This is a genomic window from Micromonospora sp. WMMD1219 (assembly GCF_049315215.1).
Taxonomy (GTDB): domain Bacteria; phylum Actinomycetota; class Actinomycetes; order Mycobacteriales; family Micromonosporaceae; genus Micromonospora; species Micromonospora tulbaghiae.
Genome location: NZ_CP186057.1, coordinates 1,105,709 through 1,126,292 on the forward strand (window position 1 = coordinate 1,105,709; position 20,584 = coordinate 1,126,292).

21 protein-coding genes are annotated in these 20,584 nt (G+C 73.6%); 10 read left to right on the plus strand and 11 right to left on the minus strand.

What is annotated here, in order from left to right:
* Positions 1 to 26: 26 nt before the first annotated feature.
* Positions 27 to 1,319 (plus strand): GAF domain-containing protein, encoded by a 1,293-nt coding sequence (locus tag ACN27C_RS05225; protein WP_422750594.1) that lies wholly within the window; start codon positions 27 to 29, stop codon positions 1,317 to 1,319.
* 22 nt (positions 1,320 to 1,341) lie between these two features.
* Here ACN27C_RS05225 and ACN27C_RS05230 read toward each other — a convergent pair whose 3' ends face one another.
* From ACN27C_RS05230 to ACN27C_RS05240, 3 genes are all read right to left on the minus strand, one after another.
* Positions 1,342 to 1,560, minus strand: a complete 219-nt coding sequence (locus ACN27C_RS05230) for a hypothetical protein (RefSeq protein WP_358171219.1) — start codon at positions 1,558 to 1,560, stop codon at positions 1,342 to 1,344.
* A gap of 118 nt (positions 1,561 to 1,678) precedes the next feature.
* Complete coding sequence (locus ACN27C_RS05235; protein ID WP_422750595.1) at positions 1,679 to 2,746, minus strand: DUF2855 family protein; 1,068 nt, start codon at positions 2,744 to 2,746, stop codon at positions 1,679 to 1,681.
* A gap of 87 nt (positions 2,747 to 2,833) precedes the next feature.
* Positions 2,834 to 3,739 (minus strand): oxidoreductase, encoded by a 906-nt coding sequence (locus ACN27C_RS05240; RefSeq protein WP_422750596.1) that lies wholly within the window; start codon positions 3,737 to 3,739, stop codon positions 2,834 to 2,836.
* 132 nt (positions 3,740 to 3,871) lie between these two features.
* On the opposite strand from ACN27C_RS05240, the gene ACN27C_RS05245 reads away from it, so the two are divergent.
* On the plus strand, positions 3,872 to 4,753 hold the full coding sequence (locus ACN27C_RS05245) for a helix-turn-helix transcriptional regulator (RefSeq protein WP_327652696.1): 882 nt from the start codon (positions 3,872 to 3,874) through the stop codon (positions 4,751 to 4,753).
* 5 nt (positions 4,754 to 4,758) lie between these two features.
* Here the strand turns inward: ACN27C_RS05245 and ACN27C_RS05250 are convergent, their stop codons facing one another.
* The gene (locus ACN27C_RS05250; protein ID WP_151010867.1) at positions 4,759 to 5,235 is read right to left on the minus strand and encodes a TspO/MBR family protein; all 477 of its coding nucleotides are present in this window, start codon (positions 5,233 to 5,235) and stop codon (positions 4,759 to 4,761) included.
* Between the two features lie 168 nt (positions 5,236 to 5,403).
* Here ACN27C_RS05250 and ACN27C_RS05255 point away from each other — a divergent pair, with 168 nt between their 5' ends.
* The 3 genes from ACN27C_RS05255 (at position 5,404) to ACN27C_RS05265 (ending at position 8,083) form a co-directional block, all read left to right on the plus strand.
* Positions 5,404 to 6,564, plus strand: coding sequence for a peptidoglycan DD-metalloendopeptidase family protein (locus ACN27C_RS05255; protein WP_121684446.1), 1,161 nt, complete (start codon positions 5,404 to 5,406; stop codon positions 6,562 to 6,564).
* Between the two features lie 169 nt (positions 6,565 to 6,733).
* Entirely contained in the window at positions 6,734 to 7,531 is a 798-nt protein-coding gene (locus tag ACN27C_RS05260; RefSeq protein ID WP_422750597.1) for a S1 family peptidase, read from the plus strand.
* 111 nt (positions 7,532 to 7,642) lie between these two features.
* The gene (locus tag ACN27C_RS05265) at positions 7,643 to 8,083 is read left to right on the plus strand and encodes a hypothetical protein (protein WP_358171210.1); all 441 of its coding nucleotides are present in this window, start codon (positions 7,643 to 7,645) and stop codon (positions 8,081 to 8,083) included.
* A 7-nt stretch (positions 8,084 to 8,090) separates the two neighbouring features.
* Here the strand turns inward: ACN27C_RS05265 and ACN27C_RS05270 are convergent, their stop codons facing one another.
* From ACN27C_RS05270 to ACN27C_RS05290, 5 genes are read right to left on the minus strand one after another with little or no spacing between them, the layout of a single operon-like run.
* Complete coding sequence (locus ACN27C_RS05270; RefSeq protein WP_422750598.1) at positions 8,091 to 8,801, minus strand: ABC transporter ATP-binding protein; 711 nt, start codon at positions 8,799 to 8,801, stop codon at positions 8,091 to 8,093.
* Positions 8,798 to 9,766, minus strand: coding sequence for an ABC transporter ATP-binding protein (locus ACN27C_RS05275; protein ID WP_422750599.1), 969 nt, complete (start codon positions 9,764 to 9,766; stop codon positions 8,798 to 8,800). Before ACN27C_RS05275 ends, ACN27C_RS05270 begins: the two co-directional genes overlap by 4 nt.
* Positions 9,763 to 10,629, minus strand: a complete 867-nt coding sequence (locus ACN27C_RS05280; RefSeq protein ID WP_422750600.1) for an ABC transporter permease — start codon at positions 10,627 to 10,629, stop codon at positions 9,763 to 9,765. The genes ACN27C_RS05275 and ACN27C_RS05280 overlap by 4 nt, the downstream gene beginning before the upstream one ends.
* Positions 10,622 to 11,626 (minus strand): ABC transporter permease, encoded by a 1,005-nt coding sequence (locus tag ACN27C_RS05285; RefSeq protein ID WP_364806261.1) that lies wholly within the window; start codon positions 11,624 to 11,626, stop codon positions 10,622 to 10,624. Before ACN27C_RS05285 ends, ACN27C_RS05280 begins: the two co-directional genes overlap by 8 nt.
* Positions 11,623 to 13,221 carry an ABC transporter substrate-binding protein gene (locus tag ACN27C_RS05290; protein WP_422750601.1) on the minus strand — a complete coding sequence of 533 codons (1,599 nt, stop codon included), beginning with the start codon at positions 13,219 to 13,221 and terminating at the stop codon, positions 11,623 to 11,625. The genes ACN27C_RS05285 and ACN27C_RS05290 overlap by 4 nt, the downstream gene beginning before the upstream one ends.
* Before the next feature lie 205 nt (positions 13,222 to 13,426).
* Between ACN27C_RS05290 and ACN27C_RS05295 the strand changes: the two genes are divergently transcribed.
* Positions 13,427 to 14,698: a PP2C family protein-serine/threonine phosphatase gene (locus tag ACN27C_RS05295; protein ID WP_422750602.1), complete on the plus strand. Its 1,272-nt coding sequence runs from the start codon at positions 13,427 to 13,429 to the stop codon at positions 14,696 to 14,698.
* On the opposite strand, the gene ACN27C_RS05300 is transcribed toward ACN27C_RS05295, so the two are convergent.
* Positions 14,681 to 15,031 (minus strand): STAS domain-containing protein, encoded by a 351-nt coding sequence (locus tag ACN27C_RS05300; protein WP_233585702.1) that lies wholly within the window; start codon positions 15,029 to 15,031, stop codon positions 14,681 to 14,683. The genes ACN27C_RS05295 and ACN27C_RS05300 overlap by 18 nt on opposite strands.
* A gap of 83 nt (positions 15,032 to 15,114) precedes the next feature.
* Positions 15,115 to 16,392, minus strand: coding sequence for an MFS transporter (locus ACN27C_RS05305; protein ID WP_422750603.1), 1,278 nt, complete (start codon positions 16,390 to 16,392; stop codon positions 15,115 to 15,117).
* Between the two features lie 108 nt (positions 16,393 to 16,500).
* Between ACN27C_RS05305 and ACN27C_RS05310 the strand changes: the two genes are divergently transcribed.
* The 4 genes from ACN27C_RS05310 to ACN27C_RS05325 all read left to right on the plus strand — a co-directional run bounded on the left by ACN27C_RS05310 (position 16,501) and on the right by ACN27C_RS05325 (position 20,554).
* Positions 16,501 to 17,919: a PLP-dependent aminotransferase family protein gene (locus ACN27C_RS05310; RefSeq protein WP_422750604.1), complete on the plus strand. Its 1,419-nt coding sequence runs from the start codon at positions 16,501 to 16,503 to the stop codon at positions 17,917 to 17,919.
* Positions 17,920 to 18,003: 84 nt separating this feature from the next.
* The gene (locus ACN27C_RS05315; RefSeq protein WP_422750605.1) at positions 18,004 to 18,441 is read left to right on the plus strand and encodes a SigE family RNA polymerase sigma factor; all 438 of its coding nucleotides are present in this window, start codon (positions 18,004 to 18,006) and stop codon (positions 18,439 to 18,441) included.
* Positions 18,442 to 18,550: 109 nt separating this feature from the next.
* Positions 18,551 to 20,056 (plus strand): recombinase family protein, encoded by a 1,506-nt coding sequence (locus ACN27C_RS05320; RefSeq protein ID WP_422750606.1) that lies wholly within the window; start codon positions 18,551 to 18,553, stop codon positions 20,054 to 20,056.
* A gap of 51 nt (positions 20,057 to 20,107) precedes the next feature.
* Positions 20,108 to 20,554 carry a hypothetical protein gene (locus ACN27C_RS05325; RefSeq protein ID WP_422750607.1) on the plus strand — a complete coding sequence of 149 codons (447 nt, stop codon included), beginning with the start codon at positions 20,108 to 20,110 and terminating at the stop codon, positions 20,552 to 20,554.
* Positions 20,555 to 20,584 lie beyond the last annotated feature (30 nt).

The following is a 20,584-nucleotide window of genomic DNA, read 5'->3' on the forward strand; positions in this document are numbered from 1 at the left end:
GAACCGGCGCGGGAGGAAGACCAGGCATGACGGCGCTACCAGGCCAGCGTCCGGCCGCGGCGGATTCACCGGCCGCCGGGCGGCCCGCCGACGAGGATCTGCGGACACTGTTCGGGCAGTCCATCGCCGTCTTCGCGGCGCTTGCCGGGCCGACGCACGTGGTGGAGGCGGCGAACCCGGCGTTCTTCGCCGCCATCGGCGAGGAACGCGCACGCACCGGCGTTCCGCTCGCCGAGTTGATGCCGGAACTGGACGGCCAGGGCTTCATCGCCCTGCTGGACGAGGTCTACCGCACGGGCGAGCCCTACACCGGCCATGACGCCCGGATCATGCTGGGCACCGGATCGCAGGCGAGGGAGTCGTTCTTCGACTTCACCTACGAGGCACGCCGCGACGCCGCCGGCACGGTGACCGGCATCCGGGTGATCGGGGTGGAGACCACGCAGGTCAAGCAGGCGCAACGGCTGATGGCCGAACACCGCGCGATGCTGGAGCAGATCGCCCGGCAGGCGCCCCTGGCCGAGGTGCTCGACGGGATGGCCCGCTGCATCGAGAACCTCGCACCGCAGGAGGTCCTCGTCTCCGTCCTGCTCGCCGACGCGGACGGCCGGCACCTGCGCCACGGCGCCGCGCCCAGCCTGCCCGACTTCTACAACGAGGCCATCGACGGGATCGCCACCGGGGAAGGTGTCGGCTCGTGCGGCACCGCCGCGCACCGGCGGGAACCGGTCGTCGTCACCGACATCGCCACCGACCCGTTCTGGGCCGACTTCCGGGATCTGGCCGAGCGGGCGGGCCTCGCCGCCTGCTGGTCCACGCCGATCCTGGCCCGTGACGGCAGCCTGCTCGGCACATTCGCCATGTACCACCGCACCCCGCGCGTCCCGCGGGACGCCGACCTGGCCCTCGCCCGGGTCTTCACCGGCACCGCCGCCCTGGCCATCGAACGCCACCACATCGAACAGGCGAAGGCCGAAGCGGACGCCCGCGCGCGAGCCGCCCACGACGAGCTGGCCCGGGTGGTGCGGGCGGAGCGGGAGCTACGCGCCGAGGCCGAACAGCGCGCCGCCGCAGCCGCGGAACTCACCGCCCGGCTGCGCACCGCTGCCGCCGCGCAGGCCGCCTCTCCCCGCCCCGAGCGGTGTCAGCTCGGCGGCAGCGACGGCTGCTCGGCACCCGCCGAGATCAAGATCGCCGACTCGTGGGGCGACGCGGCGTGGGGCTGCCCGGTCCACGTCGAGGAGGCGATCATCAACGTCCGTTCGGTGTTCATCGCCAACGAGGAACTCGGCGGCCTGGCCGCCTACGTCAACCGCTGACCGGACACGCCCGGGTACGGGCCTAGCGCCGGACGGGCGCGCCGGCCGACTCGCGAGCGGTGCTCGCCGCGGTGAACGGGCTCCGCAGACGGGTCATGGATTCGGCGCTGACGTCCGCGATCGGACTGCGCTCGTCGTCGGTGGCCCCGAGCCCTTCCACGCGGAAGGGGTTCAGGGCGAAAGTGTTGTCGGGCACGTGGTGCTCCAAGGAAATCTGCACGGCAGCGCTCGACTCAGTCATCGCGGCTGGGAAACCGTGGGAGAAGCAAGGGGTCGGCGATCAGCCGTCGGTACCCCGTACCGACAGCCTAGCGCGCATCGGCCGGACGGGCGCGCCACGGTCGAAACCGGTGACGTTCTCAGAGCTGGACGACGTGACCCACCCGGGGCGGCGTCCGGCCCGCGAGGACGTCGAGCCACGCGTCCCGCAGCGTGTCCGGGCCGGTGCCGACCCGTACGTCGAGCCATCCGCTCACCACCTGGGAGAACCGCTGCCAGGCGTCGGCGAAGCGTTCGTCGAGACCGGTCCGGCCCCAGTCCTGGCTCCGCTTGCGGATGCGTACCGGCGCGAAGAAGACCTCCCCGGCGGCGCCGGCGTTCGGCGTCTGCTGGGTGAGGCCGACGGCGATGTCCCGGACGAGCAGGTCGCCGAGGTGCGCCCGCAGGGCGGCGCGGGTCGCGGGTGAGCCGGACAGGTCGAGGTAGACGGTCGGAACGGCGTCGAGCGCGCCGATGTCGTCGTAGGAGAGGACCTCGTCGTAGCAGCCCAGCGACCGGGTGAAGGCGAGGTTGCCGGGCGAGGTGAGCCCGATCAGGCGCGGGCCGCGGCCGTGCAGCTCGAACGCCGCGGCGTACGCCGTCTTGCTGGACGCGGACGACAGCACCAGCGCCGTTGCTCCGTAGCCGTCCTCGTCGACGACCTGGTCGGCGAGCATGAACGAGGTGAAGAACAGCGGCCGGAACAGGATCAGCAGATCCTCCTGCTCCGCCCGGTAGGCGGGGTCGCCGTCGGTCGACCGGTAGGAGTTGTACGGCGAGGGCAGGCCGGCCCGGTGCGGGCTGGCGTCCCGGAACCCGGACGCGTCCACCCGGTCCGGGCGTACCACCAGGTGGCCGGCGGGCGGCAGGTAGCCGTAGACCCGTTGCCCCGGCTCGACACCGGCCACTGTGGACGTGACGACCTCGGCGAAGCCCCACAGTGGCGGGAGCCCCCACCCACCGTCGAGCCCACGGGGCTGCGGCGGGAAGAACTCCCAGTAGCGCATCGCCTCGCCGAGCACCGCGTAGGTGACGTTGTTGGCGGTCAGGCCGACGCGGTCCACGCACAGCAGCGCCTCGCCGTCGGCGAGGCCGGGCACGGCGCCGTCGACGAGTGTGGTGCGAGCGAGGTCGTCACGGGCCACAGCGAACGTCCACGAGTCAGCCATGGCCTGACGCTAGGCAGCCGCAAAACTCCAGACAAGTGCACTGGGAGTGCAAAATCCCACTCGGCAGCACCGTTGCGCGCCGGCGGTTCAGAGGTAACGAATACCCGTCAGCTCCGCCGCCGCAGCCCAGAGGCGCTCACCCACGGCCGGGTCGGCGGCCTGCCGGCTCAGCCGCGCCTCGGTCACCGGACCCCACGTCTCGAAGAACCGGGATGGGCCGAAGAACTGGCCGCCGCGTACCTCCGGGTCGGTCGCGGCCCGCAACTGCGGCAGGACGCCCCGCTCGACCGGCTGGGTGGCGAGCAGGCCGAGCCGCCCGATCACCCGTCCCAGCCGGCCACGGTGTGCCCAGGCACGCGGCGTGAGGTTGCTGCGGGTGAGACCGGGATGTGCCAGCGCGCTGACGACCGGCGACCCGGCCGCGCGCAGGCGGCGGTCCAGCTCGACGCCGAAGACGGTGGTGGCGAGCTTCGAGCGGCCGTACGCGGCAGAGGCCCGGTAGTCGCGCTCGGACATCAGGTCGCCGAAGTCGAGGCGCGCGTTGCGGTGGGTGAGGGAGCTGAGGCTCACCACCCGCGCCGCCCGCGCCCCGGCCAGGGCGTCCAGCAGCAGGCCGGTCAGCGCGTAGGGGCCCAGCGTGTTGGTGGCGAACTGGAGCTCGAAGCCGTCGGCGGAGGTACGGCGCGGGCCGAGCAGCACCACACCGGCGTTGTTGACCAGCAGGTCGATCGTCGGATGGTCGGCGGTCAGCTTCGCGGCGAACGCGCGTACCGCATCGAGGCTTGCCAGGTCCAGCTCGCGTACCTCGGTGTCGCCGCCGATGTGGCGGGCGGCCTGCCGGCCGGCGGCGGTGTTCCGCACGGCCAGCACGACGTGGGCGCCGCGGCGGGCCAACTCGGTGGCGGTGACCAGGCCGAGGCCCGAGTTCGCGCCGGTCACGACGGCGACCCGGCCGCGCTGGTCGGGGATGCGGTCGGCGGTCCATCCGGTCATCTGCTGCTCCTCGGGTGCGGGGTTCGCGTCCGGCGATGACGCTAGGAGCGATCCGGCCGGTCTCGGTCGTTCGCGGTTGCCTAGGTCCGCCGGACCTACCCTGGGCGCCCGGCGTCGCGGCAGACTGGCGGCATGAGCAGCCCGCATCCGTACGCCCGCGAGCTGGGCGCCTTCCTCCGCGCCCGGCGCGGCCGACTTCGCCCCCGCGACGTCGGCCTGGAGCCGGGCGGCCGACGCAAGGTGACCGGCCTGCGGCGGGAGGAACTGGCCCTGCTGGCCGGGCTGAGCACCGACTACTACCAGCGGATGGAGCAGGGCCGGGAGGTACGCCCCTCGGACGACGTCCTGGACGCGATCGCCGGCGCCCTCGGTCTGGACGACACCGAACGCCGGCACCTGTTCACGCTGGCCCGGGCCGCCCGGCGGCCGGTGCCCGCGCGCGTCGAGCGCGGCCCGGAGCGGGTGCCGGACAGCACCCGGCGGCTGCTGCGGGTGATGGACACCCCGGCGGTCGTCCTCGGCCGGCATCTCGACCTGCTCGACTGGAATCCGATGGCGCAGGCGCTGCTCGGTGACCCGGCGGACCACCCGCCCGGCCGGCTCAACATGCTCCTGCTGATGTTCGACGACGCGCTGACCGGGGGACGGAACTGCCCGGACTGGGAGCGGCAGGCGCTGGACTACATCGGCATGATGCGCGCCGCCGTCGCCGACGACCCGACCCATCCCCGCGCCACGGCCGTCGTCGGCGAGCTGAGCATCCGTAGCGCGGAGTTCCGGCGGCTCTGGGCACGGTACGACGTCCGCGCCTCGGTGAGCGGCACCAAGACGTTCCGGGTGCCCGGACTGGGGGACATCGTCCTGGACTGGGACACCTATCCGCTGCCGGGCAGTCCCGGCCCGGTCATGCTCGTCTTCACCGCCGAGCCGGGCAGCCCGGACGCCGACCGGCTACGGCTCCTGGCGTCGTGGCGTGCGACCCGCCCGGCGTCCGCCGACGTCCACCCGGCCTGATCCGGTCACCGCCCCCGGTTGAGGCCGACGATCGCGCCGTTGAGGGCGGTGGCGAAGAGGGTCCAGGCGACGTACGGGGCGAGTGCCGCCCCGGCGGGACGGTCGGTGCGCGCCGCGCGGCCCAGCAGCACGACGTTGGACACGTTGAGCGCGGCGATCTCGGCCAGCGCGGCTCCGGGCCTGCGGGCGCCGAAGAACAGGGCGCTCCAGCCGGCGTTGAGCGCCAGGTTGAGCGCGTAGCCGCGCGCGAAGGCGGCGCGCTCGGGCCCCTCGGAGCGGTCCAGCGCGCGGGCGCCGGCCACCGCGATCAACCCGTACAGCGGGGTCCAGACCAGGGGGAACGCGGCCGACGGCGGCTGCCAGGCGGGCTTGCGCAGGCGGCGGTACCAGCGCGACGAGGTGCCGGTGGAGGTGGCGGCGGCGCCCGCGGCGGCGGTCGCGGCGACTGCTGCCGCGGTCTTGACCAGGGTCGGTACTCGCATACCGGGTCAGCTACCCGGCCAGCGGCGGATAAACCCGCACCACCGGAAGATCCACTTCCGGACACCCCCGGTGCACAGATCCTTCATCGAAGGATGCAGAACTCGTAGACAATTTTCATGCCCTTCGATAGCCTCCCCATTCAGTGATGCTTGTCGATAGGAGGCTCCATGCGACGGCTCGTGCTCTCCTTCACGCTGGCGACGATCGGTGCCTGGGCCGTGGTGCCGGCACCGGCCTCGGCCGCACCCCGCCCGGCACCGGCGCCCGTCACCGACGCGGTGACCGCGAAACTCCTCGGCCAGGCCGACGCCGCGACCCGGACCGCCGGGCCGCAGCGGACCCGGGTCACAGTCACCCGCGCCGACGGCCGGTGGGCCTTCGGTACCGCGGTACTGCTGGCCGACCGGTCCGAGGACGCGCACCCCACCGGATCGGTCTTCCTCGCCCGGTCCGACACCAAGGGCTGGACCGTCGCCTTCGACGGCGAGGCGTCGTTCGGCGACCTGGCCGCCGCGTCACCGCTGGTGAGCGAGAACGAGAAGGCCGTGTTCCGCACGCCGGTCGCGCCACTGGCCGCGGGCGGGGACTTCCGCACCGGCATGGCACTGCCGTTCGCGGTCGGGCAGACGTGGACGCTGACCTCCGGGCCGCACGGCTGGGGCGGGGCCGCCGCGCCGTGGAGTTCGGTCGACCTCGCCGGTGGTGACCAGGTGGTTCGCGCCGCGCGGGCCGGAACCGCGTACACGATGTGCACCGGGTGGATCCGGGTCATCCACGACCGGGGCTACTCGACCGACTACTACCACCTGTGGAGCAGCATCTCCGTCAACGGCGCCGCCGTCGCGCAGGGCGCGTACCTCGGCTACACCGGCACCGACGTCACCTGCGGCGGCTCCGCCACCGGCCGGCACGTGCACTTCGGGCTGCGGCAGAACTCGGCGTACGTGCCGATCGCCGGGCACGGCATCGGCAAGTGGGACTTCGTCAGCGGCGCGGCCGCGTACCAGGGCGGTGCCCGGCACGGGTCCGCCTACGTCGGCGGCGGTGGCGGCGTCTACAACTACGGCGCGCTCGGCTTCAACCAGGGAGTCGTCGACGCCAACGGCGGTGGCACGCTGACCCGGCGCTCCGGCCCCGGCACGGGATACGGCGCGGTCGGGTCGATAGCCGACGGCGCCACCGTCACCGTCTCCTGCTCCGCCAACGGCACCTCGCACACCGGCCGGTACGGCACCACGGCACTGTGGGACCGGCTCAGCGACGGCAGCTGGGTGTCCGACGCCTACCTCTCCACCGGGGTCAACGGGCCGATCAACGGCTGGTGCTGACCACGCCGGAAGACACGTGCCGGCGCCGGACACGGCGTCGGCACGCGCGGCGTATGACGCAGCCGGGATGCCCCCATCCATTGCCGTTCATCGATGTCTGCCCATAGGCTCCCTGCCACCGCGAGTGCGGCCCGGCGGGGCGGCACAGCGTCGATGTCTGGAGGGAACCATGGTCCGTTGGCGCAGATTCCTCGGCCGGATGGCGGCCGTTCTGGCAGTGGTCACCGCGGGAGCGGCCACCGCGGTGGCGCCCGCCGCAGCGGCACCCGCCGGGGACATGACGCCGTACGTCGTCGGCGGCACCCGGGCCGCGCAGGGCGAGTTCCCGTTCATGGTCCGGCTCTCGATGGGCTGCGGCGGAGCGCTCTACAGCCCGCGACTGGTCCTCACCGCCGCCCACTGCGTCGGCCGTACCGGCGCCAACACCAGCATCACCGCGACGCTGGGCGTGGTGGACCTCCAGTCCTCCAGCCGAATCCAGGTCCGCTCCAACTACGTCTACCGGGCCCCCGGCTACAACGGCAACGGTGACGACTGGGCGCTGATCCGGCTCGCCACCCCGGTCACCTCGCTCGCCACGCTCAACATCGCCACCAGCACCGCGTACGACAACGGCACGTTCACGGTGGCGGGCTGGGGCGCCGCGCGGGAGGGCGGCGCGCAGCAGCGCTACCTGCTCAAGGCCACGGTGCCGTTCGTCGACGACACCACCTGCAACCGCTACTACGGCGGCGACGTGATCCCCGGCGAGGAGATCTGCGCCGGTTACGCCAGCGGCGGTGTCGACACCTGCCAGGGTGACTCGGGTGGCCCGATGTTCCGCCGGGACGCCGCCGGCGCCTGGATCCAGGTGGGCATCGTGAGCTGGGGCAACGGTTGCGCCCGCCCCAACTACCCCGGTGTCTACACCCAGGTCAGCACGTTCGCCTCGGCGATCCGGTCCGCCGCCGCGAGCCTCGGCGGCTGACAAACGCACGCGCGGTGGCCCGGTCGCGGCGAAGCGGCCGGGCCACCGCCATGTCCGCGCGGATCCGCCGCCCGCTCACGACGGTGACGGCGACTGCTAACTTCCGGACGCATGGACGACTCCCCTCGCTGGTACCGCCCGGCCCCCGACGTGCTGCTCACGGCCGGCAGCGCCACCGCGCTGCTCGGCTACCTGATCCCGTGGTTCCGCGCCAGCCGCCTCCACCAGTGGTCGTACTCGGGCTGGGCCTACCTGGAGACCGAGGGCGGCTGGACCTGGCTGGTCGTGGTGTCCCTGGTGATCGCCGTCCTCGCCGGCCTCTGGGCCGGGCGGAGCGTGGCGTGCGCCAAGCTCGCGGTCGGCGCGGCGGTGGCCGGGATGTTCCTCGCCGGTGCGGTGGTCGCGGTGAGCCTGGGCGCGCTGCCGGAGCGCGACAGCATCAACTGGGTCGGTGAGCTGCCGTTCGAGATGGGGATGCCGCTCATGGCGGTCGGATTCGGGGCGGTCGTCGCCGGGGCGCTGGGCACCGTACGCCGCCCGGCCGAGGAGTGACGCCGGGTCACGCCGCCGGCAGGTCCACCACCCGGGTGGCCCAGCGGGCCATCAGCGCCGGATCGTGGGTGATGACCAGGACCCCGGCGGAGTGCCGGCGCTGGTAGTCGGTGACGACGGCGGCGACGTGCGCCTGGGTGGAGGCGTCGAGCATCGCGGTGGCCTCGTCGCAGAGCAGGTAGTCCGGCCGGTGGACCAGGGCGCGGGCCAGGCAGGCCCGTTGCAGTTGCCCGTCGCTCACCGCGTGCGGGCGGCGGGTCAGCAGGTCGGGGGTCAGGCCGGCCAGGTCGGCCAGTTCCGCCGTACGCGCCGCCGCCTGCTCGCGCGGTGTGCCGGTGGCGCGCAGCGGCTCGGCGATGATGTCGGCGAGGCTGAGCCGCGGGTCGGTGGCGGCGCGCGGGCTCTGGAACAGGATCGCGACGCGGGTGCGCAGTTCCGCCGGCAGGCGGTGGCGGACGCCGCCGAGCGGTCGCCCGTCGATCGTGACGTGACCGCTGTTTGGGGCGTGCAGCAGGGCGAGGACGCGGGCGAGCGTGGACTTGCCGCTGCCCGAGGGGCCGCGCAGCCCGACCGTCTCGCCGGGGGCGACGTGCAGGTCGACCCGGTCGAGGACGCGCTGCCCGCCGTACGCGACGCAGACCTGGTGCGCGGCGAGTCCGCCGGCCGCCGCGTCGCCCGGGGCGGCGGCGTCGGTGGCGCCGGGAACCGTGATCGTCATGCCGGTACCTCCTCGCGCAGCGGGTGGTGACAGGCGACCCGGCCCGCGCCGTCGGCGGCGAGTCGGGGCAGCCTGTCGCAGGTGTCGGTGGCGCGGGCGCAGCGCGGGGCGAAGGCGCAGCCGCCGGGCAGGTCGGTGAGCGTGGGCGGGTGGCCGGGCACCGGCACGAAGGCGCGGTCGGGCAGGGCGTCGAGCAGACCGGCGGTGTACGGGTGGGCCGGGCCGTCGAACAGCGCCTCGGTGGGGCGGTGCTCGACGATCCGGCTGGCGTACATCACGGCGACGGTGTCCGCGACACGGCGTGCGGCGGCCAGGTCGTGCGTGATGAGCAGGACGGCGGCGCCGGCGTCGCAGCGGCGGCGCAGCAGGTCCAGCGTGTGGTCGACGAGCGGCCGGTCGAGGCCGGTGGTGGGTTCGTCGGCGAGCAGCACCGGCGGGTCGGGCGCGAGCGCGAGCGCGGTGGCGAGCCGCTGGGCCATGCCGCCGGACAGCTCGTGCGGGTACCGGTTCAGGTCGGCCGGGTCGAGGCCGACGTCGGCGGCGATCCGGTCGGCGGCGGCGGGCGCCTCGCGGCGGCTGTGCCCGTGGGCGCGCAGCGTCTCCTCCAGCAGCTTCCGCCCGGTACGCACGGGGGTGAGCGCGGTGGCGGGGCTCTGCGGGACGAGTCCGACGCCCCGGCCGCGTACGTGCCGGGCGAGGTGCCGCTCCCCCGCGCCGATCAGGTCGGCCTCGTCGCGGCCCGGCGCGTGCAGGCGGGCCTGCCCGGTGACTGTGGCGTTGCGCGGCAGCAGGCCGAGCAGGGCGTGCGCGAGGACCGACTTGCCGCACCCGGACTCGCCGACCACCGCCAGCAGCTTGCCGGGCCGCAGCGTGAGGCTCAGGTCGGTGACGGCGTGCACGACGGCGTCGCGCAGCCGGAAGCGGACGGTCAGCCCGTCGACGGTCAGCAGCGCCGGGGCGGTCACAGGTGCAGCTCCGCTCGTACGCGCGGGTCGAGGCGGTCACGCCACCGGCCGGTGAGCACGGCCAGCGCCAGCGTGGCCGCCACGAGCAGGAGACCGGGGACGATGCTGGCCCACCAGGCGCCGGTGAGCAGCGATCGCTGCCCGTCGTTGATCATGTTGCCGATCGAGGCGAGGTGCGGGGGCAGGCCGAGGCCGAGGAACGACAGCGCGGTCTCGTGCCAGACGGCGTGCGGCACCATGAGCGTGGTCGCCAGCGCCAGGCGCGGCAGCACGTGCGGCAGCAGGTGCCGGGTGAGCACCCGGACGCGCCCGGCGCCGCCGGAGATCGCGGCGTCGACGAACGGCCGGTTGCGCAGGCTGAGCAGCTCGGAGCGGACGATCCGGGCGGTGGACAGCCAGTGCGTCAGCGCGATGGACGCGATCACCGCGCCGAGGCTGGGCCGCAGCATCGCCACGATGAAGATGCCCAGCAGCAGGTGCGGCAGCGCGGCGACGGTGTCCACGACGCGCATGAGCGTCCGGTCCACCCAGCCGCCGACGCTGCCGGCGACGGCGCCGACCAGGCCGCCGATGACAGCGGCGACGAGCGCGGCGACCGCGCCGACGAGCAGCGAGACGCGCAGGCCGTAGAGGCTGCGCACGGCCACGTCGCGGCCGAGGTCGTCGGTGCCGGCCAGGTGCTCCGGCGAGGGCGCGAGCCGGGTACGGGAGAGGTCGACGGCGCTCTGGTCCAGCGGCCACAGGACCGGGGCGAGCAGCGCGGCGGCGACGACACCGGCGAGCACCACGACGGCGACTGTCGTGCCCACGTTGCCGGGGCGGCGCAGGCGCCGGACGCGCGCGGGAAGGGCGAGGTCAGTCATCGAGGCGTACCCGGGGGTCGGCGGCGGCGTAGGCGAGGTCGGTGAGCAGGTTCGCGGTCAGCACCACGACGGTGGTGACCAGCGTCGTGGCCGCGAGCAGCGGGAAGTCGGCGCCGAGCGCGGCCTCGACGGTGACCGCGCCGAGGCCGGGCAGGGAGAACACGGTCTCCACCAGGACGGCGCCGCCGACGAGTTCGGGCAGGTGCGTGCCGACCAGCGTGAGGAACGGCAGCAGCGCGGTACGCAGCGCGTGTCCGAACAGGACGACCCGGCCGGGGAGCCCGCGGGCGCGGGCCGCCAGGACGTGGTCGTCGCGCAGGCTCTCGGCGACCGCGTCGCGGACGAACAGCACGAACCAGGGCGCCTGGGAGATCGCCAGCACTGTCACCGGGAGCACCAGGTGGCGGGCCACGTCGGCCGGGTCGGTGCCGGTGGCGGTGATGTCGGTGAGCCCGCCGGCGGGCAGCCAGCCGAGGCTGAGGGCGAACACGGCGATCGCCGCGAGGCCGATCCAGAACACCGGCATGGACTGCACGGCGTACGCGACGGCGCGCAGCGCCCGGTCGAACCAGCCACCACGCCGGTACGCGGCCAGCGTGCCCAGCAGCACGCTCGCCACCAGCACCAGGGCGAGCGCGGTGCCGACGAGCAGCAGCGTCCAGCCGGCCCGGGCGGCGAGCACCGAGGTGACCGGCTCGTGCCGGCTCGTCGACCACCCGAGGTCGCCGCGCAGCAGGTTGCCGATCCAGCGGGCGTACTGCACCGGCAGCGGGTCGTCGACACCCCAGTTGGCGCGGATCTGCGCGAGGTTCTCCTCGCTGGTGGTGAACGCCGCCGCGCCCGCGTACTGCTGGGCCGGGTCGATCGGGGAGGCGGCGCCGAGGGCGAACATGCCCATGCTGGTCGCGGCCAGCACCGGTACGGCGACCAGCAGCCGCCGCCGGACCACGGCACCTGCCCCGGCCAGCCGCCGCCGGCCGGTCACGGGTGACGTCACGACGTCTTCGTCCAGGTGTGCACGTTCCACCAGATGCTGTTGGCGACGTCGTGCTCGTGCGGCTCGACCCGCGGCGTCACCCCGGTCACGGCGTCCTTCAGCACGTAGGTGTGCTGGAGGTAGGTGAGGAACACCCACGGCACGTCGGCGGCGAGCTGCTTCTGGAACGTGGCGTACGCGGCCTTGCGGGCGGCCGGGTCGGCGTTGTCGCGGCCGGCCTGCAACGCGGCGTCGGTGACCGTGGACCGGTACGAGCCGGGGTTGAAGAAGCCCTGCCCGGCGAAGGCCGAGTTGAACAGCTTGTAGGAGACGAAGTCCGGGTCGTACGGCGTGCCGTAGCCCATCATCAGCGCGTCGCGGCCCATCCGCGGAGTGATCGCGTCCCAGGTCAGCCCCTCCGGGGTGACAGTGATGCCGACCTTCTTCGCGTCGGCGGTGACGGCCAGGGCCAGTTCCTTGCGCAGGCTGTCGGTGGCCGGGTACAGGAGCGCGAACGCCGCCGTACGCCCGTCCTTGACCCGGATGCCGTCGGGGCCCGGCTTCCACCCGGCGGCGTCCAGCGCGGCGGTCGCCGCGGCGAGGTCGGCGCCGGGCTTGCCCGCGATCGAGGGCTCGGCGTATTCCGACGTCGGCGGCACCGGCCCGAACGCGGGCTCGCCCGCACCGCCGAGCACGCCGGTCACCATGGCCTGCCGGTCCACCGCGACGTTCAGCGCCTTCCGGATCGCCGGGTCGGCGGTGACCGGGTTGCCCATCGGCAGCATGACGCCCCGGTAGTCGGCGGTCGGCACCTTGTGCACCCGGTAGCCGTTGCGGCTCTCGAACCCGGACGCGAGCTTCGGTGCCAGCTCCGCCGCGTCGAACTCGCCGGCCCGCATCCGCTGGGCCCGGACGTTGTCGTCGGCGACGAACGCCACCACGACGCCGGAGTTCGCCGGCTTGCCGCCCCAGTACGTCTCGTTCGCCGCGAGCACGAGCCGGTCACCCGGGGTCCAGGACGTGAACCGGTACGGGCCGGTGCCGACCGGCTTCCGGTTGAAGCCGGCCTTGTTGACGTCCTGCCCGGCGAATGCCTTCGCCGGGACGATCCCCAGCGCCAGCCGTTGCAGGAACGGCGCGTACGCGTACTTCAGGGTGAACACCACAGTCGCCGGGTCGGGCGCGGTGACGGAGGCGAGCATGTCCAGATCGGAGCGCAGCGTGGAGTCGACGGCCGGATCGAGCACCGCCTGGTAGGTGAACACCACGTCCTGCGCGGTCAGCGGGCTGCCGTCGTGGAACAGCACGCCCTCGCGCAGCTTCGCCGTGACGGTCTTCCCGTCCGCCGAGACGGTGGGCAGCTCGCGGGCCAGGGCGGGCACCAGATCGTTGCGGGCGTCCCGGGCGACCAGCCCGTCGAAGATCAGCGACGCGCCGTCGACGCCGTAGTTGAGCACCGGGTTGAGCGTGTCCGGCTCGCCCGCGGTGGCGACCACCAGCGTGCCGGCGCTGCCCGTCCCGCCGGTCGACGCCGTCGGCGACGAGCAGCCGGTGACGGCGAGCAGGGCGGCGGCGAGCGCCACGGCCACGCGTACGGGCTTGGGCTTGATCGCCACCGGCAACCCCTCGAACTCGTCCTCGGCAGCGGGCGGGCGCTCCGGCGAAGATCAGATCACCGCGTGCCCGAGCGCCCGCCCACTTCTGCCACTATTCGGTAGTTGCCAAGCATATGCAATAGGGAACCATCGACGGCGGACGGCCCTCCGGGCTCGGGCGTCCGCTCGTGAGGCGGCCACCCGCCGCGCTGAATATGCTCAGAGCGTGGAGGACAGCGAGCAGGCGGTGCTGGCGGGGATGTTGCAGTCGGCCGAGGACGCCGCCCCGGTGGAGGCGGTCGAGGCCGTCACCGGCGTCATCGCCACGGCGCTGAACGCGCTCGGCGTCTCGCTGCTGATCGCCGACCTCAGCGGCCGTGCGCTGGTCCGGCTGACCCACCAGCCCGCCGGCGATGGTCCCGGCCGGCGCCACGGCGAGGAGGACGCCGAGGTCCTCCCCTTCGACGGCGGGCCCTACGAACAAGCGCTACGCCGGCAGACTCCCCGGGTCGTCCCCGGCGACGGCACGTGGACGGTGCTGGCACCGGTCACCGACCGCGGTGAGGCGATCGGCCTGCTGGAGATCGACCTGCCCGACGAGCCGGACGACGACGCGGTGAACTGGGTCGCCCGCACCGCGCACGCGCTGGCGTTCGTGGTCATCGCCAACCGCAGGCACACCGACCTGTTCGAGTGGGGACAGCGGACCACGCCGTTCACCCTCTCCGCCGAGATCCAGCGCCGCCTGCTGCCCGCCTCGTTCACCTGCGAGGCCGGCGCCTTCGCCCTCTCCGGCTGGCTGGAACCCGCCGCCAGCGTCGGCGGCGACACGTTCGACTACAGCCTCGCCCGGGATCTGCTGCACCTCAGCGTCACCGACGCGATGGGCCACGGCGTGGCGAGCGCGCTCACCGCCACCCTCGGCGTGGGCAGCCTGCGCAACACCAGACGGCGCGGCGCCGGCCTGGTCGCCCAGGCCGAGGAGGCCAACCGGGCCGTCGCGGAGCACGCCAACGTACGCGGCGCGTACGTCACCGCCGTGCTGGGCCGCATCGACCTGACCACCGGGCGCTGCGAGCTGCTGAACGCGGGGCACGTCCCACCGCTGCTGGTCCGGGACGGCCGGGTCGTACCGGTGGAACTACCGGGCAACTTCCCGCTGGGCATGTTCCCCGACGAGAGCTACCGCAGCGCGGAGGTGCCACTGCGGCCCGGCGACCGGCTGGTGGTGGTCACCGACGGCACGCGCGAACGCAACGCGGCCGACCTCGACCTGCCCGCCGCCCTGCCCCGTCTCGCCGACCTGCACCCCCGCGAGGCGGTCCGGGCGTTGTCCGACGCGGTGCTGGAGATCGCCGGGCCGGCTCTGGCCGACGACGCCACCCTGCTCGTCGTCGACTGGTACGGCGACCACGAGCCACGGCGCAGCACCGCCGGCGCCGACCTCACCCGCACCAGCGATCGCCCCGGCGAGGAGCGCTCACGGCACCAGCGGTGACGCGTCCTCCGCCTCCGGCACGGTGTCGAACAGCGGGATCACGCGGTCCACCGAGGTGATCGAGAAGACCCTGCGCACGGACGGGCGAACACCGGCCAGGCCCAGCCAGCCGTCGCGCTCGCGCAGGCTCTTGTAGCCGACCACGAGCGCGCCCAGGCCACTGGAATCCATGAATCCGACGCCGGTCAGGTCGACGACGACGACCCGGGCACCGCCCTCCGTGAGCTCGTGCAGCCGGTCGCGCAACTGCGGAGTGGTGCTCATGTCCAGGTCGCCGACGACTTCGATCACCGGGCCGACACGCCCCTGCCTGCTCGTCGCCGAGAACTCCACCACTCCCCCTCAACCGCGTACCTCGCTACCCGACACCGTGCCAGAAACCGGCCCCTGCCGCCTCCCGTGGGGCGTACGTCGGCTCAGCGGTCTTCCCGGGAAGTGGTGGACGACACCTCGGTGCCGGTCCGCCGCACCGGAGCGGGAATCCGCACGTCGGCGGCGGCCCGGCGGTGCTCGGCGAGGCGTACCGCCGGACGCATGGCCAGGCCCGCGACCACGAACAGCCCGCCGAGCACCAGCCAGCCCGGCGTGCCCCAGCCGAGCAGCAGCGAGGTCAGCAGCACCGGGCCGAGCATCCGGGCGAGCTGCGGCGCCATGCCGAAGAAGCCCTGGTACTGCCCCTGCCGGTCGGGGCGGGCCAGGGTGAAGCCGACCTCCCAGCCGCTGGCCGCCTGCACCATCTCGCCGAACACCTGCACCAGGGCCGCGGCGAGCAGCACCGCCGAGGCCACCCACGCGCCGCCGACCATCCCGGACACCGCGTACGCGCCGCAGGCGACCAGCAGCACCCAGCCGGCGTGCCCGCTGGCCCGGGCCGCCGAGCCCGGATCGGTCACCCGGCGGGCCACCCGGACCTGCCACAGCACCACGCACAGCATGTTGACGGTGAGCACGATCGCGCCCATCGGCGCCGGGGCGTCGGTCCGCTCCGCGATCCACAGTGGCAACGCCAGGCTGAGCAGCGGCATGTTCAGGCACATCACCGCGTTCAGCAGCGTGATCAGCGCGTACGGGCGGTCGCGCAGCACGGCCAGCCGTCCCGGCTCGGGTCCGGCCGGGACCGGCGCCGCCGCCTCGGGCAGCCGGCGCACCAGCAGGGCGGCGGCCAGGAAGCTCGCCGCGTCCAGCGCGAAGGCCGACAGGTACGCCGGGCGGCTGTCCGCCCAGAGCACGAGCGCGCCCAGCCCGGCCCCGGCGGCCAGGCCGGCGTTCGAGACCGACTGCAACCGCGCGCGTACCGCGGTGCGCCGCGCGGGCTCGATCAGCCCGACCAGGAGCGCCTGCCGGCTGGCGGTGAGCCCGGCCTGGCAGGCGGCGTAGCAACAGGCGAGCAGCACGAACAGCGGGAAGGAGCGGATCACGAGGAAGCCGCCGAGCGCGGCGGCGGTGGCGACCGCGAAGACGACTGTCATCCGCCGCGCGCCGTAGCGGTCGGCCAACTGGCCGGCGGGCACCCCGGCGAGGATGCCCGTCGACCAGCCCACGGTGAGGGCGATCCCGACCTGCGCCGGGGACAGCCCGACCACCCGGATGAAGAACAGCGCCGAGCAGGCGTAGAACGCGCCGTCGCCCACCGAGTTCGCGAGCTGGGCCAGGGCCAGCACCCGGACCCGGCGGCCGGTGCCGACATCGGTCATTGCTCGTCCCCCGTTCGCCGTGCTCCCTCCGCCATCCAAGACCCGCGGATTGGCCGCGAGAAGCACCGATTCCCGGCGATCTGATTGGGCCAATGTAGGGTCGGCGCCGTGGACGTACACGTCAGCCTGGCCGGGCCCGGCGACCGCGCCACCCGGATTCACAGGCAGCTGCTGGAGGCGATCCTGGACGGCCGGCTGCGGCCCGGCGAACGGCTGCCACCCACCCGCGAACTGGCCCGGCGGCTCGACGTCTCCCGCAACACGGTCGCCGTCGCCTACGAGCGGCTGACCGCCGAGGGCCTGCTGACCGCCCAGGTCGGCGCGGGGACGTTCGTCGCCGACGAGCCGGTCGCCCGCGCCCGGCCCCGTCCGGCGCCGGCCGGCGGGGTACGCCCCCGCGCGTTCTGGGCGTCCGCCGCACCGGCACCCACCGCCACGCCCCGGCCGGGCCACGACTTCCGGGCCGGCACCCCGGACACCGGGTTGTTCCCGCTGGCCACCTGGCGTCGGCTGGTCGCCGGTGAGCTGCGCACCGCGACGATCCGGGGCGGGTACGCCGACCCGGCCGGGCACCCGGGCCTGCGTGCCGCCGTCGCCCGGTACGTGGGGCTGGCCCGCGCGGTACGGGCCGGGCCGGAGGACGTCGTCGTCACCCAGGGCGCGCAGCAGGCGCTGGACCTGATCGCCCGGGTCGTGCTCGGACCGGGCGACCGGGTGGCCGTCGAGGATCCCGGCTATCCCCCTGCCCGGCGGCTGTTCGCCGGCCACGGCGCGCGGATCGTGCCGGTGCCCGTCGACGACGAGGGCATCGACGTACGCGCGCTGCCCGGCGACGCACGGCTGGTCTACGTCACCCCGTCCCACCAGTTCCCGCTGGGCGTCCGGATGTCGCCGGCCCGCCGGGCGGCGCTGCTGGACTGGGCGGCGGCACGGGACGCGGTGGTCGTCGAGGACGACTACGACACCGAGTTCCGCTTCTCGGCGCGGCCGCTGGACCCGTTGCAGACGCTGGACCGGGCCGGGACGGTGGTCTACGTCGGCACGTTCTCCAAGACCCTGCTGCCCATGCTGCGCCTCGGGTTCCTGGTCGCCCCGGCGTCGCTGCGCCCCGCGCTGCTGGCCGCCCGGCAGCTCACCGACTGGCACGGCGACCACACCACGCAGGCCGCGCTGGCCCGGTTCATCGACTCCGGCGAGCTGCCCCGGCACATCCGCAAGGCGACCCGGGTCTACGCCCAGCGGCGCGAGCTCATCGACGCGGCGCTGCGCTCCGACCTCGCCGACTGGCTCGACCCGGTGCCGTCCACGGCGGGCCTGCACCTGTGTGCGCGGCTGCGCCCGGAGGCCGGCGTCGACCTGCCGGCCGTCGTCGCGCGGGCGGCCGACGTCGGCGTCACGGTACGCGAGATCGCCGGCTACCACGCGGGCCCGCCCGGCCCGGCCGGCCTGGTGCTCGGCTACGGCGCCGTCGCCACCGCCGACGTACCGGAGGGGCTCCGGTTGCTCGCCCGCAGCTTCCGCGGCTGACCGCGCCACGAATTCACTCCGCCCGCCGAGCAACCCCGGGAGCCACACCTGGCGTGACTATCCCGTATCCGATCGGAGGTCCGAATGAGTGATCGCGACACGGCGTTCGCGGAGTACTTCTCCGCGAGGCACCACGCCATGCGCGCCACCGCGTATCTGCTCTGCGGTGACTGGCACCGCGCGGAGGACCTGGTCCAGACCGGGTTCACCAAGCTGTACCTGGTCTGGAACCGGATCGCCCGGCACGAGGTGCTCGACTCCTACCTGCGCCAGATCATCGTCCGGTCCTTCCTCGACGAACGGCGGCGGGGCTGGTGGCGACGCGAACGGGTGGGCACGCCCGACGCCGATCCGCCGATGCCGGCGAGTCCGCACGAGGACCGGCTCGTGCTGCTCCAGGCGCTCGCCGCCGTACCGCCCCGGCAACGGGCCGTCCTGGTCCTGCGCTACTGGGAGGACCTGCCGGTCGACGAGGTGGCGGCGCTGCTGGGCTGCTCGCCGGGAACTGTCAAGAATCGTTAGAAGCTATGGTCGATATTGCCGACACGAACGTCGATCTAGGGGGACGGTTCTGATGGTACGGCGGAAGGCCCGGTCGGGGCACCGGGGCCGGTTCGACAGCAAGGACGCGTTGCTGGCCGGCGGCTCGGATGTACGGGCGTTGCGGTATCAGCGCGCGAGTCAGGACAAGAAGGAGCAGGGCAAGAGCGTCCACGACCAGGGTGTGCTCAACCTGGCGGAGATCACGAAGCGGTCGTGGACCGATGCGGGGTCGTTCACGGACAACCACCGCTCAGCGAGCCGGCGTGCGACGAAGGAGCGGGAGCAGTTCGAGTTGTTGATCGAGCAGATCCGCGCGGGCAAGGGGGACGTGTTGGTGGTCTGGGAGATCTCCCGCAAGGAGCGTGACCTTGCGGTGTTCGTGAAGATCCGGGACATGTGCCACGAGGTCGGTCTCTACTTCTGGCTGGTCGGCGGGGTGCTGTACGACCTGCGGGACAAGAACGACCGGATGATGCTCGGCTTCCAGGCGGTGCAGGCGGAGTGGATGGCCGACTCGATCCGCGACAACGTGCTGCGCGGCATCGTCGGCGCCGCCGAGGCGGGCCGCCCGCACGGAAAGATCACTTACGGGTACCGGCGAATCTACGACCAGCGCACCAAGGCCCTCCTGCGCCAGGAACCCGATACCGAGATCCGCGAGGCAGTGGCTGCGGACGGGACGGTGACGGAGTATTCGCACGCGCAGGTGGTGCGGGACAACTTCCGCAAGATCTCCGAGGGTATGCCGCTGACCGTGCGGGAGGCCGAACTCAACCGACTCGGGATCCCGGCATCGCAGGGTGGGATCTGGCGGCGCGGGATCCTGCGCAAGCAGGTAATGAATCCGGCCTACATCGGCAAACGGGTGCTCCGCGGCGAGATCGTCGGCGACGGGATCTGGCCCGCCCTGGTGGAGGAGGAAACCTACTGGTCGGTGGTGCGGATGCTGGAAGATCCGTCCCGCACTACGACCCGCCCCGCCCGCGCGGTGCACCTGCTGTCGTACATCGTGCGCTGCGGCGTGTGCGACGGGCCGTTGTCGTCGCAGCGGGTGAACCGGCACGGCTGGACCGGGCAGGTGTACTCGTGCCTGCACAAGCGGTGCGCCGCCGTGAAGGCCGAATTTCTCGACGAGTACGTGCAGCGAGCGGTGGTGGCGTGGCTGTCCCGCCCCGATGTCTACGACATCCTCACCGCCGCCAGCGCCACCGACGAGGAAGTCGCCCACGCCCGCGCGGAGGCACAACGGCTGCGGGGAGAGTTGGAGGAGTGGCGCAAGCTCGGCGAGGAGGGCGAGGTCACCGCTATCGCCTACGCCCGCGCCGAGAAAGGCCTGCTGGCACAGATCGCCGAGTACGAGCAACGCGCCGCCGAAGCCGGTATCCCGGCCGTGCTGCGCGGACGGATCGGGGATCAGGCGGTGGCGGCGTGGCAGGAACTCGGCGACGACATCCCGGTCAAGCGGGAGATCATCCGCCTCGTCGCTGACATCAAACTCCTGCGCGCTGGGTTCAAGGGCGAACGCCGCACCTTCGGCCGCCACCGCCTCGACTGGACCTGGAAGTTCGGCCCGCAAGACCAGCAAACGGCCTGAGCTTCGGTATTGCTCGGGGAAGTCACCCGACGACTTGACCTTGAGGAAAAGGTGAGCGTCGATCATGTCCGCCGTCCCGCCTTGATCGGGCGGGCGGCGCGACCCGTCGACGGAAGGTTTATCGCCGTGCCCCGTGAACGACTCAGCGCTCTCGCCGCCTTGCCCGACGACGTGATCGATCCGCTGCTGTGGCGGCTCGCTCTCGACGTCGTCGCCGCCCACCAGCCCGACGAGCGCGGCAACTGCCGCAACCTGCAGTGCGCGGGCCAGCGCGGGATGTGCGCCGCCGCCAGCACCGCCCGTCGCGCCATGGCCCTCGCCCACCGCCCCGGTGCGACCGCCACTTCGGCCGGGTCGAGGCCGGCGCACGGCCGTGCCGCCGCCGCCCGCCGGCCGGCCGCCTTCCGCGGCTGGTTCTCCACCTCTCTTACCCAGCCAGAGGCGGAGCCGCCATCGAGGCAGCCGCCTGCATGGTCTGTCGCCGTGCGTGCGGCATGAGTGGTCGAGGTTGGGTCCGCTGGCCGGAGT

Bases quoted from the DNA above. Each gene is read 5' to 3' on its own strand.
- ACN27C_RS05225 (WP_422750594.1), top strand. From the start codon at position 27: ATGACGGCGCTACCAGGCCAGCGTCCGGCCGCGGCGGATTCACCGGCC.
- ACN27C_RS05230 (WP_358171219.1), bottom strand. From the start codon at position 1,560: ATGACTGAGTCGAGCGCTGCCGTGCAGATTTCCTTGGAGCACCACGTG.
- ACN27C_RS05235 (WP_422750595.1), bottom strand. From the start codon at position 2,746: ATGGCTGACTCGTGGACGTTCGCTGTGGCCCGTGACGACCTCGCTCGC.
- ACN27C_RS05240 (WP_422750596.1), bottom strand. From the start codon at position 3,739: ATGACCGGATGGACCGCCGACCGCATCCCCGACCAGCGCGGCCGGGTC.
- ACN27C_RS05245 (WP_327652696.1), top strand. From the start codon at position 3,872: ATGAGCAGCCCGCATCCGTACGCCCGCGAGCTGGGCGCCTTCCTCCGC.
- ACN27C_RS05250 (WP_151010867.1), bottom strand. From the start codon at position 5,235: ATGCGAGTACCGACCCTGGTCAAGACCGCGGCAGCAGTCGCCGCGACC.
- ACN27C_RS05255 (WP_121684446.1), top strand. From the start codon at position 5,404: ATGCGACGGCTCGTGCTCTCCTTCACGCTGGCGACGATCGGTGCCTGG.
- ACN27C_RS05260 (WP_422750597.1), top strand. From the start codon at position 6,734: ATGGTCCGTTGGCGCAGATTCCTCGGCCGGATGGCGGCCGTTCTGGCA.
- ACN27C_RS05265 (WP_358171210.1), top strand. From the start codon at position 7,643: ATGGACGACTCCCCTCGCTGGTACCGCCCGGCCCCCGACGTGCTGCTC.
- ACN27C_RS05270 (WP_422750598.1), bottom strand. From the start codon at position 8,801: ATGACGATCACGGTTCCCGGCGCCACCGACGCCGCCGCCCCGGGCGAC.
- ACN27C_RS05280 (WP_422750600.1), bottom strand. From the start codon at position 10,629: ATGACTGACCTCGCCCTTCCCGCGCGCGTCCGGCGCCTGCGCCGCCCC.
- ACN27C_RS05305 (WP_422750603.1), bottom strand. From the start codon at position 16,392: ATGACCGATGTCGGCACCGGCCGCCGGGTCCGGGTGCTGGCCCTGGCC.
- ACN27C_RS05315 (WP_422750605.1), top strand. From the start codon at position 18,004: ATGAGTGATCGCGACACGGCGTTCGCGGAGTACTTCTCCGCGAGGCAC.